Raw genomic sequence first — 14,282 nt, 5'->3', positions numbered from 1 at the left:
ATTCTATTAGATTTGCGGTCTAAAAATGAGACAAACATGGACGTGAAAAACATAACCCTAAATGATTTGCATGTTGCCTTAGGAGGAAAGATGGTTCCTTTTGCAGGATTTAACATGCCAGTAAGATATAGCTCTGATAAGGCGGAACATCTGTGCGTGCGTCAAGGCGTAGGCGTATTTGATGTGTCCCATATGGGAGAGTTCTTTTTGGAAGGACCTGAAGCACTCGACCTCATCCAACGGGTCACGACCAATGATGCCTCAAAAATAGTCGACGGACAAGCGCAATATTCCTGCCTGCCCAATCAAGACGGAGGTATCGTGGATGATCTACTCGTCTATCGTATGTCAGAGACGAAATACATGTTGGTCGTCAACGCCTCTAACATAGAAAAAGATTGGAACTGGATCAGCCAGTTCAATACGAAGGGTGTAGAGATGACCAATGCATCGGACGAGTATTCATTGTTCGCAGTGCAGGGACCTAAGGCCGTGGAAGCGCTACAGAAGATCACGGAAGTTGATCTTTCGGATATTAAGTTTTATCACTTCATGACTGGTGAGATAGGCGATGTAGCGGAGGTTATTATTTCTGCTACAGGCTATACTGGCGCGGGAGGATTTGAGCTTTATGTGAAAAATGCCGATGCAGAGAAACTCTGGAAAGCAGTCTTCGAAGCGGGGAAGGATTTTGATATTCAGCCAATTGGGTTGGGGGCACGCGATACACTCCGACTGGAGATGGGATTTTGTCTCTATGGCAATGATATCGATGACACCACGTCACCGATAGAGGCTGGACTAGGATGGATCACTAAATTTACCAAGGAGTTCACTAACAGCGACACGTTCCTTCTACAAAAGGAGTCGGGGGTTGATCGTAAATTGGTAGGGTTCATCATGGAAGACAAAGGGATCCCTAGAGGTGGATATGAGATTGCCGATGCAGCAGGAAACGTGATTGGAAACGTAACTTCTGGTACCATGTCGCCCTTGATGAATATTGGTATTGGCTTGGGTTATGTCGCAGTAGGACATCATAAGGCTGATTCAGAGATTTTTATCCAAGTGAGAAATAAATCATTAAAAGCTAAGGTGACGAAGCTTCCATTATATAAGCAGTAGAAAATTGAGTAATAGTATTGACGTATGTCTATCACCGAAACTGATAGACCTCTATGATTTAGAAGGGAAAATTGTAGTCGTGGTGGATATTCTCAGAGCGACATCTGTGATGACCACCGCATTAGCGCACGGTGCTAAGGAGATTATTCCCGTAGAAAAACTGGAAGTAGCCAAAGAGTACCTCACCAAAGAAGGCTATCTCTGTGCAGCAGAGCGTGGAGGAGAGCAGATAGCAGGATTTCCGTTGGACAACTCTCCGTTTAACTACATGAAGGATAATATCAAAGGGGCTTCTATCGTGATTACCACGACGAATGGTACTGTAGCGATCGAAAAATCTGCTGTGGCAGATCAGATTTTGGTAGGGTCTTTCTTGAACCTAACCAGCGTGGCAGAATATATCAAGACGCAAAATAAAGATGTCGTCGTGCACTGTGCTGGATGGAAAGGTAAAACGAACATGGAGGATACGCTCTACGCAGGAGCGCTGATCGAGCGACTCCAGTCGACTCATGCGCTGGGGTGTGACACGCCACACATGGCATTGAAGTACTGGGAGGCTGTCAAAAATGATTTGCAACAGACTGTAGCAGACTCTGCGCATGCTAAGCGTTTGAACAAGTTGAACATTACCAAGGATATCAGGTTTTGTACTCAGATCGATGAGTATGACGTGGTGCCAAAGATGGAAGGTACTTCTTTGGTCGCTGTAAAGTAGATTTTGGGAAAAGGTGATAAGGACAGTTGCTATACGCTTATCACCTTTTTTGTGTCTGTGATAAAATCAAGAATCCGTTATATTGGCATTATATTAGCTGATGAAATTTCCCTATGATGAAGAATCTATTACATGGAAGCCATGAGGCAGTGAGAGCAATAAAAGCAAATGCTATAGGCTATAAATCACCAGTATTTCAAATTAGATTTTGTCTAAGTGTATTTGTTATTTTGTTTTTTACGCTCAGCAGTCATGCACAGACTACCACGGATTATGTGGATCAGGCTTTTAATGCAGGGAGTGCCAAAGAGTTGATCAAATATTTTAATCATGTGACAGAAGTAAAGATTAACGATGTAGGCGCCAACTATAGTAGAGCACAGGCAGAACCTATGCTTCGAGATTTCTTCAAACAAAACCCACCAACCAGTTTCGAGTATATACACAAAGGCACTTCGCCAGAAGGCCTCAAGTATAATATCGGCATATACACCACCAGAGCGAAGAGCTACCGCGTGGTGCTACTACTGAAAAAAGTCAATGGTGAGTACGTAGTAGATACGGTCAATTTCAACGAAGATTAGTTTAAGCCTTCAATTTCCTGCCAATAGAGTGAATAAATCAGTTTTGGCAGTTTATTTAACTTTATTGGCAGGATTCTTTTTTAGGATTGGTGTTGCTTTGAATCAAACTCAAACGCAAAACCTATGAAGATCATTTGGTACAATTCGGAAAGTAAGAAATACAACTGCGGCAGCTCTCAGGATTTTATAAGTGAAGTGTCTCAGGTCAATGAGCCTTCGTCTTTGGCTATCGTGATGAAATTTAATCAGCACTCAACCAACCTTGCACGCAAGGTGCTACGTCAGCTTAACCTAGTGAACCACGAAATGGAAGAGTATTTGGCTAGTAGTTGATACGATTTAATCATTCATTTTTTAACCTCACCAAACCACTATCCCATGCATCTTATCTGGTACAATACAACCACTGCTCAATACGAATATGGTAGCAAGACAAGTTTCCGCGCTTTGAAAACGGCTAGTACTGACCCGAGTTCACTATCCATATTGATGGAGTTCACAAGTGATAAGGAGCACCTAGCCTACAAAGTAATAGAAGAGCTTAATGTCGCGAAAACAGAGTTCGTGATACGAAAATAGTTAAGATAATTTTTCTCATAGCTTGATTCCTGTAGACGATAGGAAAACGGCTTCAATAACAAGCCTTGACTGTTTAGTCAAGGCTTTTTTTGTCAAAAAAGAAATGAGGAAAGGCACTGCGTTCATGTTGACCTAAAAGAGTTACTTTCCAGAGAGACTTTAGAAATCCAAAGCCGTATCCCAACAATTGTATCCATGCGGCGGGAACCGCCATGACAGCTACGCGAAGCGAGTTGCCACGTGAAAGCGCATCTAGACATAGCAGCCCACTGTAGATGAATGGAGCAATTAAAAATGCCGGGAATGCGATGCTGAGTAGTAGCAGTCCTGTGACTCCAATTAGAAAGGTAGTGGGTAAGAAATACACTAGTTTTTTGGAGTAGGGATACCACTTGTTTAGAATCACACGAACTACTCCGAATTTGTACACCTGTTTGACAAACTTGGAAAAATCAATACGCCTTTTGTGATAGACAATCAATTCTGGCAATAGTATGACGTTAAAACCTTCGGCCATGATACGAAAACTTAGGTCAGGATCTTCTCCTGGGTGTATGTCCGAAAAACCGCCGACACGTTCATATACCTCACGAGTCAGTCCCATGTTGAAGCTGCGAGGTTGGTATTTGTCTAATTGTTTTTGGCCACCACGAATTCCTCCTGTGGTAAAGAAGGAGGTCATAGCATAGTTGATGGCTTTTTGCACATCAGAGAAGGATTCATGTGCTGCATCAGGCCCTCCGAAGGCATCTGGCTGATAAGTTCTGATCCCCTTATCTAACTTGTCGAAATAGTCTGGAGGTATGAGGCAGTCAGAGTCAAAGAATAGGAAGTACTCGCCCTGTGCTTTGGACATCCCAAAATTGCGACTATCACCAGGCCCGCTGTTTTGTTTGAAAAAGTAACTAATGTTCAATTCATATTGATCGAGAAGGAAATCACACTTGTCGGAGGAGCCATCTTCTACGATTACAATCTCCACATCCGAGCGAGGCTGTACAGCCAAACTGTCTAGCAGTTCTTTCATTTCCTGTGGTCGATTATAGACGGGTACGATGACGGAGTATTTGATCAATGAAGTAGATTCAAAAGGTTAAAGGTTCTTAAGGATATCTATCGTAGTGCTATAGAATGTCTTGATGACTCTGATCTGATCTTGAATCAGATCGTGCTGATTTAGTTCCGAATAGCGTAGTACTCCACCGATCCAGTTGTTGCTGTGCCAGTGCCCTTGCGTAGCAGAGATGTCTGGCAGTTCCTTGACTGGATAGGGCCATGGGGAGACGTAGAAATAGGGTTCGTCATAGTGTTCATCTCCAGGAGACATACCTACACCGATTTGTTTGGATGTTTCGGGATCTCCAGTGTCTAGTAGTATAATAGAACCTGCTATGTCAAAATGGTGAGGCCAACATTTGATCTCCGTGGTTTTATTTTCTTTAGATAGAATGTGACGGAGCATCAAATCCGCATTGTGATAGAGTCGACTGAGCTCTTCACTGGCCATAGGATTGCTCACACCGAAGGCTGCTCCTGCTGCAGTTGGATATGCTGGAAGTTCGTATGGGTAGGCTAGATTTATTTTCGAGAAATCAGCTCCTAGATCGACAATTTGCTTTTCTAGCCAGACCATGATATCGGTTTGTTTGGCACCTTGCATGGAGATAGAAGAGATCGTTTCGAAATTCTCGTTCACCAGATATACCATAAAGTCTCGAATACTGATGGATGAACGAAAGGTATGTTCACCAGTCACCCACCTGCCCACGAGTCGTTGTAGTTTGTTGTCCCATTCGAGGTTCGCATTTTCGTCCTGTTCACTTGGAGGTAAAAAAGATCGACCTACTGCGGAGACGTTTTGGATAGCCTGATGACTCTGGTCACGAGCTTCTCGAATGTCTTCTAGAGCGGGGTATGCGAAACGCTGCCAGTGTTGATTCATGGTTTTTCTCTTTGTTCGTTACGTCTAATTTAAATCAATTCCTTTGATAATCCTGAACAGTTTGATCGCAGAACTGTCTGTCATTCCGGATATGAAATCAGTAATGAGCAGCATAGATTCGTAAGGCGTATTTGCTTCATGATCGAGCTTGTATATTGTGTCTTGGGGGAGTAGTTTGAAAGCGCTTTTGTGTCGACCAGAGTAGGATTCGGATTGGTAGTATTTGTAATACACCGCTAGAATATAGATTTCTAGTAGGCCATCGATTACTTGAAACCCTGCAGCTTCCTTTTCTAATACCTGACGACTTTGGTAGAGATTTTGGATCGAAAAGTTACTGATCTCTTGCAGAACAGGAGTTGATGGGATAAGGTCTGTTAGCGCTTGGTCAAATGTTCCTGCTAATATCGCTTCTTCGTTCTCCAAAAACACCTGCGTGCTTTCCTCGATTAGGACTTGGATCGCTACTGCACGAAGCACTCCGATTTTTTCTTTGTCGCTAGGGATTTTTTCTAGCTTGTCAGGCATGTATTTACCTTTTAGTATCTGAGCTAAATAGTCCCGTGCTTCGGTATAACTAACGAGTCCCAGTCCAAAGCCATCCTCCAGATCGATGATGCTGTAACATATGTCATCGGCTGCCTCTACCAAAAAAGCCAAAGGATGTCGTGCCCATACATAGTCGTCCAACTGAGTCAGGCCAACGCTTTGTGCCATGTCGCGGAACATGTCTTGCTCGGCCTGAAAGTATCCGTATTTTTTTTGGCTTTTTCTTCCCTTCTCTTTTTGCTCAAAAGAAGAGTAGCACGGATATTTGGTAAATGCAGCTAGAGAAGCCATGGTAAGTTTCAACCCTTGTCTTTGATTTCTAGTCAGCAGACGAAATCCCTGAGCATTGCCTTCAAAACTTGTCAAATCACGCCATTCTGCAGTGGTCATTTTGGACTTGAGCGTTTCGGATAGGCTATGATGTGCGAAAATGTCAGATATAGCAGTCTCACCAGAGTGTCCAAATGGCGGATTCCCCACGTCATGCGCAAGAGCCGCTGCACCCACGACTGCACCAAAGTCGCTTGGGCTTAGGTGATTCAAGTCAGGGTGCTTTTCGAGTATTTTCGCACCGACATTTTTGCCCAGCGAACGACCTACACTGGATACCTCTAGGCTATGTGTCAGTCGGGTGTGTACAAAGTCTTGATCGGGTAGCGGAAATACCTGCGTCTTGTCTTGTAGGTTTCTAAAAGGACGGCTAAAAATGATGCGGTCATAGTCAGCTTCGTAGGCACTCCTTAGCTGGTTGGCCGTGACAGAAGGGACTTTTTTTGCTTCGCCCAAACGCTGTGCAGACATCAGCGATTTCCAATTCATTTTGGTCATCCTTAGTTGTTTTTATGGACTTTGGTCGCACTGGCTTGCGCACGAGCCAGTACTGTGGTATCGGCTAGGTTGACATGGGCAGGGCGGTTCAGTGCGAATTGAACCACTTCAGCAATATCTTGCGCGAGTAGTGGTTCCATACCTAGATATACGGATTCTGCTTTGTCTTCATCTCCTTTGAAGCGCACACTGGAGAATTCTGTGTGGACGAGTCCTGGATTGATGGACATAACCCGTATATTGTGTGTCACGAGCTCCTGTCTCATGCTTTTGGTTAAGGCATCCACGCCAAACTTGGTGGCGCAGTAGACGTTTCCGTTCTCATACGCTTCTTTGCCGGCGATAGAAGAAATGTTGATTACGTCCCCTGCATTTCTAGTGACCATGTCGGGCAGAATCGTTCGGGTGACGTAAAGAAGACCTTTGAGATTAGAGTCTATCATGGCCTCCCAGTCGTCTATGTCTCCTTCGTGTAATGGGGCTCGTCCGTGAGCGTTACCCGCGTTATTAATCAGCGCATCTATTTTTTTCCAAGGTTCGGGTAGAGTAGCGATGGCGTCTTGCACTTCGGTTTTGATCCCAACATCAAAGCAGAGGGTGATCACATCTGTTTTCTTTTCTAGGGCTTGCTGTAAGGTGTCTAGACGCTCCTGTCTTCTTCCACATAGTATTAGAGCGAAATCATCTGCCAGTGTTTCAGCTATGGCTTTGCCGATTCCAGATGTTGCTCCTGTTATAAAGGCTATTTTACGCATTATTCTCAGGTTCTTTCGAACCCCGAAGTTAGGAAGGATCATTCAAAAACCGATCAATAAGTCTATCCGAAGCTACAAAGCATTAGCACTTAGGCGATTTGAGTTGGTCTGACTGGTGGCGTACTTGGTTTTGTTTCGGTATTTGCGAAATAGGACACTGCCAAAAGTGAAAGCAAAAGATATGCGGATATCAGATAAATTCCTTGAGGAGTGATTTCATTCAATCCAAACCAATCGCCAGTGTCCCATATCCAATAAAGTCCCGTGAGGCACTTAACCAACTCTAGGAATGGTGCTAGTGAATGTAAATCCATCAGCATACTGTAAGCAAAGATGTGTAAGGCGATAAATCCCCCGTAAACAAACAACATAGGAAAACCTATGGATTCAAAATGAATGAGTAGCATGGTTAAGAATGCAAGGCCGATAGTTAGTTGTATCCACGACCAGATGTGCATGGCTAGTGAGGCATTTGTTTCATGTTTTACCTGCTCACGAGGATCATCGATGATATGTATAGGGTATTTCTGAGTTACATCCGCTGGTCGCCAACCTGTGGGCTTAAACCAAATGGTGAATTTGGCTTTCCAATCATGTGTGCGCCATGCATCCTGCGCGAGGCGCCAGAAATGCTGGAAGTTGATGAGGACTGGATTCCAAGTCTCTGCTGGTTTTTTAATTCCATAGAAACATGGCTCATCTTCGAGTTCCTCTTGGAATGTCCCGAATAGTCGATCCCACCATGGAAATATCTGCCCCATATTTTTGTCTAGGTAGATGGGGTTGATGGCGTGATGCACCCGATGCTGAGAGGGAGTAACGATCAGGTATTCGAGCCATCCGAGTTTGCCTATATGACGGGTGTGATACCAAAACTGTAGAAAGAGATGTATAGGAGCTATTGTCGCGATCACCTTTGGCGGCATACCGATTAGGGCTGCTGGTATCAATAAAAATGCACCAATGCTGAATACATTAGATATTGGCTGGCGCAGAGCACAGGCTAGGTTGAACTCTTCGCTACTGTGATGTATGACGTGTTCGTTCCAGAAGTAATTGACTCGGTGAGAAAGGTAGTGTTTCAGATAGCCCGCTAGATCTATGAGAATAAAGCTGATGAGGTAGATCAGCCAAGTGGCTTTGATGTGTGTAAGTGCAATATGTTCGTACATCCAGTTGTACCCAACGATGATAAGTGTCAGCCCTAAGATGTCTTTGACTAGATTAGTGATTCCAGAGCTGAGACTAGCGATGGTGTCAAAACTCCGAAACGTTTGTTTTTTAATGAACCATCCATAGATGCACTCGATCAGCATCAGTACCATGAATATGGGGATAGCAATGAGTAAAACTTGGGCGTAAGTTGTCATAAATCATGCTAATTAGTCTCCAAATGTACAAAATGAGGGTCTGATTAAGAAGCTAGCGTAAGTTTATTCGGCATGCATAATAAATGGAGAGATGTTAAATGACCAAGTTTTCTGCGTGTTCTTTAAGTGCGAGGTTAAATGCTTCGAAGCTGTTTCGTGTGTCTGTCTCTATTTTTTTGACGATGGGATGACTAAAGATGCCAGAGAATCGTTCGCCATGTGTCAGACGCGTTTGACCTTCTCCCTCGGGCTTAAAGTGGAAGTAGTGTTGACCCGAAAATATCCTTTTGTGGCCGAGGTTACCTGTCCATTCGAATGTCTGCTCGTGACTCACTTCTACGACCTTTGTTTTAAAGATTGACAATTTGTTACCTAGTTGGATAGATAGTTTCAGATGCTCCCCAAGTTGCGCTTGACCTTCTATACTCATGACGGTGTTCCAGTCTTTATAAGAGTCGAAATCCGTAAATATTTTCCAAAGTAGTTCGATAGGTGCGGTGATCAGGATGTCTGTTTTAACTTCTTTCATTTCTGTAAGTGGGAATTTTTTCGAGAGGCAGTTTTGGGTGTCCTAGATATAATATAGTGTTTTATCGGGATACAAGCTGCTACTTACGTGTAAATATTTATTGCTTACCAAGCTCATTGACTTGCTCTCTAAGTACGAGCAAAATTGATACCGAGACCATTCGTTTTGGTAAAACTTCTATTGGAAGTAAAATCTCTGAAGAGTTTAGCATAGAGCCTTATTTCATAATCGAACTATTTATTTGATTTCACGGAATATTAAGCTATTTTTGCATCGAAATACCGTTTTCAGGGAATGAGGGGACACCAGTCCCCTCTTCTTTTATACTAAAAATAATAAGTGGACGAGGCAGTCAAACATATAGAGGGTTGGGCACAGGAGTGCATTGCAGATCAAAAGGATCTTTTTATTGTTGATATCATCAAAAAAGGATCGTCGGCAGTGGGCAAAGTGATTATTTTGATCGATGGGGATCAAGGTGTACCGATCGAAGTATGTGCAAAGATTAGCAGAACGATATCTCGTCGCATAGATGAGGAGCTGGATTTGCAAGATCCACTGACGATGGAGGTTTCTTCGCCAGGATTGGATCATCCACTCAAAATGCACCGACAGTATGTCAAGAACATTGGCAAGTCTGTTCGTGTAAACCTGAATGATCAGTCACAGGTAGAAGGAGAGTTAACTGAGGTTAGCGAGGATGCCATTACATTGGTAGTGACTACTGATAAGAAGAAAAAAGTAGTAGAAAACAGGGAGATAAAGTTTAGTGAAATAAGTAAAACTATTGTTCTAGTTTCATTCAAATAAAAAGATGGATAGTTCTATATTAATTGAATCATTTTCGGATTTTGCGAAAAGCAAAAACGTCGATCGACCAACCATGATCAGAATACTGGAAGACGTATTCAAGACGATGATCCGAAAGAAATTTGAATATGATGATAATTTTGACATTATCATTAATGCCGATAAAGGTGACCTTGAGATATGGAGGTTTAGAGAGATCGTGGACGATAACTCTGAAGATATCTGGGATCATGATAAAATCAGCTTGAGCGAAGCTAAGAAGATAGAACCTGATTTTGAAATCGGAGAAGAGGTAGCCGAAGAGGTGAAATTGATCGATTTTGGTAGGAGAATGGTGATGACTGCACGTCAGACCCTCATTCAAAAGGTGAAGGATTTAGAAAAAGATATTCTGTTCCAAAAGTACAAGGATCTCGTAGGCGAAATTATCGTCGGAGAGGTGTATCAGGTATTGGGACGTGAAGTGCTTTTGATCGATGGTGAAGGCAATGAGTTGACGATCCCGAAATCAGAACAAATCAACAAGGATAGATATAGAAAAGGAGATTCGGTACGCTCGATCGTTGATCGTGTAGAGATTGTCAATGGCAACCCTAGGATTATCTTATCAAGAATATCTCCAACATTTCTGGAGAGACTTTTTGAGAGTGAAGTACCAGAGGTATACGATGGTTTGATCACGATCAAGAAAGTAGTTAGAGAACCAGGAGAAAGGGCCAAAGTAGCGGTAGAGTCTTATGATGACCGTATCGATCCAGTAGGTGCCTGTGTAGGAATGAAAGGATCAAGAATCCACAGTATAGTGCGTGAGTTGCAAAACGAGAATATCGATGTGATCAACTATACTGAAAACATGGATTTGTATATAGCTAGAGCGCTTAGCCCAGCTAAGATTTCCTCTATTAAGATAGAGGAAGAAAGTAAAAGAGTTTCTGTATATCTAAAACCAGATCAAGTATCTCTTGCAATCGGTAAAGGTGGTCAAAACATCAAGCTGGCGAGTAGACTGGTAGATATGGAAATCGACGTGTTCAGAGAACTTGACGGTGTAGAAGACGAGGATGTGGCATTGACCGAATTCTCCGACGAAATCGAAGAGTGGGTGATCGAGGAATTGAGAAAGATAGGTTTGGACACTGCTAAGAGTGTTTTAAATTTGACTGTTGAAGAGCTTCAAAGAAGAACTGACCTAGAAGAAGAAACAATTCAGGCGGTACTCGATATCCTAAAACAGGAATTTGAACAATAAGTTAAGGATTAAGAATAGAAGGATAGTAAATTAGCATATGGCAGAAGGTAAAATGATTCGTCTCAATCAAGTGGCTCGAAAACTGAACGTGGGAATAGACACGGTCGTTGAATTCTTGAATGAAAAAGGATTCGAGGTGGAGCGTAGCCCGAACACGAAGATATCGTCTGAGCAATACGATATACTATCCAAAGAATACGCCGACTCGGCGAATGAAAAGGAAGAGGCTTCTACGCTAACGATAGGTACTAAATCTACCGAAAACGTGGTGATCAAGGCGGGGTCTCCTTCTGTCCCTGAGGAGAAATCACGCGAAGAAGAAATCCTAATCAAAGATAATACGGCCGATACTAAGCCTGAACCAGTTGCTCCTAAGGAGGAAGAGGTGAAAAAAGAAGAGCCTGAGGCGGAGGAAAAACCGAAAGAAGAACCTGCTACTCTTTCAGGTGCAGAGAAACTTCAAGGGTTCAAGGTCGTAGGAAAGATCGATTTGGATAAAGGCAAAAAGAAGAAAGAGGAGCCTAAGGCCGAAGCGCCAAAAGTCGAAGAGAAGAAAGAGGAGCCTAAGGTGGAAGCACCAAAAGCCGAGGAGAAGAAAGAGGAGCCTAAGGTGGAAGCACCAAAAGTCGAGGAGAAGAAAGAAGAGGCTAAGGTGGAACCACCAAAAGCTGAGGAGAAGAAAGAGGAAGAACCTAAAGTTGAAACTCCAAAAGCAGCTGCTGAAACAACTAAGGAGGGTGCTCCAAAGCCAGCAGAGGAAGCTGCGCCTGAAGAAAACAAAACGATAGCTGCGAAAGCCGATTCATTAAGAGGTCTGAAGGTACTTGGTAAAATTGAATTGCCAGAGACTAGAAAGAAATCAGACAAGCCTGTGGCATCCTCTGATGCCAAGAAGGATGGCGATAAAAAACGTCCTAGAAAACGTATCAGTAGGTCTAAGACACAGCCAGGTGGTGGGCCAGGCGCTCCACAGCAAAGAGGCGGTAGCCCAGGGCAAGGAGGAGGTCCTCAGCGTGGTGGTGGAAAGTTCAGTAGAGACAAGAAAAAAGTTGTCAAGGAAGAGCTTACCGATAAAGAGATTCAGGATAAGATCAAGGCTACACTCGCTAAGCTGAGTGGAGGCAAGACCAACGCTAATGTTAGTCGATCAAAATATAGAAAGGACAAGCGTAGTGCGGTAGCCGAAGCTACTGAAGAGAGGCTATTGCAAGAGCAGGAGGATTCTAAGACACTGAAAGTGACGGAGTTTATCTCTGCAAATGACTTGGCGAGTTTGTTAGGAGTGTCAGTCAATGATATTATCTCCACATGTATGTCTCTAGGGATGTTCGTCTCTATTAACCAGCGTTTGGATGCAGAGTCGATCACGATTATTGCGGACGAATTCGGTTTTGCGGTTGAGTTTACGACGCATGACGATGAAGTAGACGTTGCGGAAGAGGAGGATGAAGAAGGTACGCTTATAGATAGAGCTCCGATTGTGACGATTATGGGACACGTCGATCACGGTAAGACTTCATTGCTGGATTATATCCGGGATGCGAGTGTGACCGAAGGCGAAGCAGGGGGGATTACTCAGCATATTGGTGCCTATGACGTAATGACTTCATCGGGCAAGCGTGTTGCATTCCTTGATACACCGGGTCACGAAGCGTTTACCGCGATGCGTGCTAGGGGAGCAAAGATTACCGATATTGTAATCATCGTGGTAGCGGCAGATGATGACGTTATGCCTCAGACCAAGGAAGCGATCAACCATGCGCAAGTCGCAGGTGTGCCGATTATCATTGCGATCAACAAGGTGGATAAGCCTCAAGCTAACCCAGATAAAATTAAAGAAGCACTTTCTCAAAACAACATCTTGGTCGAAGACTGGGGTGGTAAATATCAGTGTCAAGAAATCTCTGCGAAGACAGGGCAAGGTATTGAAGACCTGTTGGAGAAAGTATTGCTTGAAGCAGAAGTGCTTGAATTGACAGCTAATCCAAATAAGAAAGCTGTAGGGTCTGTGATCGAAGCGACTTTGGATAAAGGACGTGGATATGTCACGACGATGATGGTTCAGTCAGGTACTTTGAATGTAGGAGATGTTGTTTTAGCAGGTTCTTTCTTCGGAAAGGTCAAGGCGATGTTCGACCATACAGGGAAAAAATTGAAAAAGGCAGGCCCTTCTACTCCGTTGCAGATGCTAGGATTGGATGGAGCAGCCCAAGCGGGTGACAAGTTCAACGTCATGGATACGGATCGTGAGGCGCGTGAGATCGCGACCAAGCGTGAGCAGATCGTGAGAGAGCAAAGCATCCGTACGAAGAAACATATTACTTTGGATGAGATCGGTCGTCGTTTGGCTATTGGATCATTTAAGGAGTTGAACGTGATTGTGAAAGGTGATGTGGATGGGTCTGTAGAGGCATTGTCAGATTCACTCTTGAAACTCTCTACGAGCGAAGTACAAGTGAATATCATTCACAAAGGTGTAGGTCAGATTTCCGAATCGGATGTATTATTAGCATCTGCTTCTGATGCAGTCATCATTGGTTTCCAAGTGAGACCATCTGGTGGGGCGAAGAAGATTGCTGAGAAAGATGAAATCGAGATCAGACTATACTCTATCATTTACGATGCGATCAACGACGTGAAAGATGCGATGGAAGGTCTATTGGCTCCAACCGTTGAGGAAATCATTACCGGTAATATCGAAGTAAGAGATGTCTTTAAGATATCTAAAGTAGGTACAGTAGCGGGATGTTATGTGACGGATGGTTATGTGAAACGTGCTAACAATATCAGACTGATTAGAGACGGTATCGTGACCTACGAAGGACAGATTGGTCAATTGAAGCGATTCAAAGATGATGTTCAAGAAGTGAAATATAGCTACGAATGTGGTATCAGTATCAAAGGCTTCAATGACATCAAGATTGGCGATGTGATAGAGGGCTATGAGCAGCGAGAGGTTAAACGTTCGCTGTAATAAGGAGTCATGGAAGCAATCCATTACTTGGCTAGCTTCTTTTTTTACCTAGCGATTGTTACTATAGTAGTGGGGTTGTTTTATAAACCATGGGTTGTACTATGGTGGATGGATAAACAAAACCGATGGATGGTGCTACAGCATTATGGTTCATTAGCAATTTTAAGTTTCCTGATAAAATTTATCACAGAATAAAGATTGTTTTTAATAGAGCAAGTATATTTGCACCTCGAAAAAATGGAAAGCGGCCTAGGTCGTTGGTTCATTAAA

General features: G+C 43.4%; 14 protein-coding genes. 8 read left to right on the top strand and 6 right to left on the bottom strand.

Features of this window, described 5'->3' with window-relative positions:
- The first annotated feature begins 36 nt into the window (after positions 1 to 36).
- From gcvT to BUB99_RS07040, 5 genes are all read left to right on the top strand, one after another.
- Positions 37 to 1,125: a glycine cleavage system aminomethyltransferase GcvT gene (gcvT, locus tag BUB99_RS07060; RefSeq protein ID WP_073120929.1), complete on the top strand. Its 1,089-nt coding sequence runs from the start codon at positions 37 to 39 to the stop codon at positions 1,123 to 1,125.
- A gap of 4 nt (positions 1,126 to 1,129) precedes the next feature.
- Positions 1,130 to 1,843, top strand: a complete 714-nt coding sequence (locus BUB99_RS07055) for a 2-phosphosulfolactate phosphatase (protein ID WP_073120927.1) — start codon at positions 1,130 to 1,132, stop codon at positions 1,841 to 1,843.
- Positions 1,844 to 1,956: 113 nt separating this feature from the next.
- Complete coding sequence (locus BUB99_RS07050) at positions 1,957 to 2,427, top strand: DUF4783 domain-containing protein (RefSeq protein WP_073120925.1); 471 nt, start codon at positions 1,957 to 1,959, stop codon at positions 2,425 to 2,427.
- A 123-nt stretch (positions 2,428 to 2,550) separates the two neighbouring features.
- A complete protein-coding gene (locus BUB99_RS07045; RefSeq protein WP_073120923.1) occupies positions 2,551 to 2,760 on the top strand; it encodes a hypothetical protein in 210 nt (69 codons plus the stop codon).
- Positions 2,761 to 2,805: 45 nt separating this feature from the next.
- Positions 2,806 to 3,006, top strand: a complete 201-nt coding sequence (locus tag BUB99_RS07040) for a hypothetical protein (protein WP_073120921.1) — start codon at positions 2,806 to 2,808, stop codon at positions 3,004 to 3,006.
- Between the two features lie 73 nt (positions 3,007 to 3,079).
- On the opposite strand, the gene BUB99_RS07035 is transcribed toward BUB99_RS07040, so the two are convergent.
- The 6 genes from BUB99_RS07035 to BUB99_RS07010 all read right to left on the bottom strand — a co-directional run bounded on the left by BUB99_RS07035 (position 3,080) and on the right by BUB99_RS07010 (position 8,979).
- A complete protein-coding gene (locus BUB99_RS07035; protein WP_139280934.1) occupies positions 3,080 to 4,081 on the bottom strand; it encodes a glycosyltransferase in 1,002 nt (333 codons plus the stop codon).
- An 18-nt stretch (positions 4,082 to 4,099) separates the two neighbouring features.
- Positions 4,100 to 4,948: a hypothetical protein gene (locus tag BUB99_RS07030; RefSeq protein ID WP_073120918.1), complete on the bottom strand. Its 849-nt coding sequence runs from the start codon at positions 4,946 to 4,948 to the stop codon at positions 4,100 to 4,102.
- Between the two features lie 24 nt (positions 4,949 to 4,972).
- Entirely contained in the window at positions 4,973 to 6,325 is a 1,353-nt protein-coding gene (locus BUB99_RS07025) for a deoxyguanosinetriphosphate triphosphohydrolase (RefSeq protein WP_317041710.1), read from the bottom strand.
- 2 nt (positions 6,326 to 6,327) lie between these two features.
- On the bottom strand, positions 6,328 to 7,080 hold the full coding sequence (locus tag BUB99_RS07020) for an SDR family NAD(P)-dependent oxidoreductase (RefSeq protein WP_073120916.1): 753 nt from the start codon (positions 7,078 to 7,080) through the stop codon (positions 6,328 to 6,330).
- A gap of 89 nt (positions 7,081 to 7,169) precedes the next feature.
- A complete protein-coding gene (locus tag BUB99_RS07015; protein ID WP_073120914.1) occupies positions 7,170 to 8,450 on the bottom strand; it encodes a sterol desaturase family protein in 1,281 nt (426 codons plus the stop codon).
- Between the two features lie 94 nt (positions 8,451 to 8,544).
- A complete protein-coding gene (locus tag BUB99_RS07010) occupies positions 8,545 to 8,979 on the bottom strand; it encodes an SRPBCC domain-containing protein (RefSeq protein ID WP_073120912.1) in 435 nt (144 codons plus the stop codon).
- Positions 8,980 to 9,318: 339 nt separating this feature from the next.
- Here BUB99_RS07010 and BUB99_RS07005 point away from each other — a divergent pair, with 339 nt between their 5' ends.
- From BUB99_RS07005 to infB, 3 genes are read left to right on the top strand one after another with little or no spacing between them, the layout of a single operon-like run.
- On the top strand, positions 9,319 to 9,789 hold the full coding sequence (locus BUB99_RS07005; protein ID WP_073120910.1) for a ribosome maturation factor RimP: 471 nt from the start codon (positions 9,319 to 9,321) through the stop codon (positions 9,787 to 9,789).
- Between the two features lie 4 nt (positions 9,790 to 9,793).
- Positions 9,794 to 11,038 carry a transcription termination factor NusA gene (gene nusA / locus BUB99_RS07000; protein ID WP_073120908.1) on the top strand — a complete coding sequence of 415 codons (1,245 nt, stop codon included), beginning with the start codon at positions 9,794 to 9,796 and terminating at the stop codon, positions 11,036 to 11,038.
- Between the two features lie 37 nt (positions 11,039 to 11,075).
- A complete protein-coding gene (infB, locus tag BUB99_RS06995) occupies positions 11,076 to 14,012 on the top strand; it encodes a translation initiation factor IF-2 (RefSeq protein WP_073120906.1) in 2,937 nt (978 codons plus the stop codon).
- Positions 14,013 to 14,282: the final 270 nt, after the last annotated feature.

It is taken from the genome of Reichenbachiella agariperforans, assembly GCF_900142205.1.
Taxonomy (GTDB): Bacteria; Bacteroidota; Bacteroidia; order Cytophagales; family Cyclobacteriaceae; genus Reichenbachiella; species Reichenbachiella agariperforans.
The sequence above is the reverse complement of the archived record's forward strand: the minus strand, read 5'-3'. Positions and strand labels throughout refer to the sequence as shown.

What these genes read in the sequence shown, in the direction of transcription:
- nusA (WP_073120908.1), top strand. Translation starts at nt 9,794, where the DNA reads ATGGATAGTTCTATATTAATTGAATCATTTTCGGATTTTGCGAAAAGC.
- BUB99_RS07015 (WP_073120914.1), bottom strand. Translation starts at nt 8,450, where the DNA reads ATGACAACTTACGCCCAAGTTTTACTCATTGCTATCCCCATATTCATG.
- BUB99_RS07040 (WP_073120921.1), top strand. Translation starts at nt 2,806, where the DNA reads ATGCATCTTATCTGGTACAATACAACCACTGCTCAATACGAATATGGT.
- BUB99_RS07030 (WP_073120918.1), bottom strand. Translation starts at nt 4,948, where the DNA reads ATGAATCAACACTGGCAGCGTTTCGCATACCCCGCTCTAGAAGACATT.
- BUB99_RS07020 (WP_073120916.1), bottom strand. Translation starts at nt 7,080, where the DNA reads ATGCGTAAAATAGCCTTTATAACAGGAGCAACATCTGGAATCGGCAAA.
- BUB99_RS07050 (WP_073120925.1), top strand. Translation starts at nt 1,957, where the DNA reads ATGATGAAGAATCTATTACATGGAAGCCATGAGGCAGTGAGAGCAATA.
- BUB99_RS07025 (WP_317041710.1), bottom strand. Translation starts at nt 6,325, where the DNA reads ATGACCAAAATGAATTGGAAATCGCTGATGTCTGCACAGCGTTTGGGC.
- BUB99_RS07010 (WP_073120912.1), bottom strand. Translation starts at nt 8,979, where the DNA reads ATGAAAGAAGTTAAAACAGACATCCTGATCACCGCACCTATCGAACTA.
- BUB99_RS07045 (WP_073120923.1), top strand. Translation starts at nt 2,551, where the DNA reads ATGAAGATCATTTGGTACAATTCGGAAAGTAAGAAATACAACTGCGGC.
- infB (WP_073120906.1), top strand. Translation starts at nt 11,076, where the DNA reads ATGGCAGAAGGTAAAATGATTCGTCTCAATCAAGTGGCTCGAAAACTG.
- gcvT (WP_073120929.1), top strand. Translation starts at nt 37, where the DNA reads ATGGACGTGAAAAACATAACCCTAAATGATTTGCATGTTGCCTTAGGA.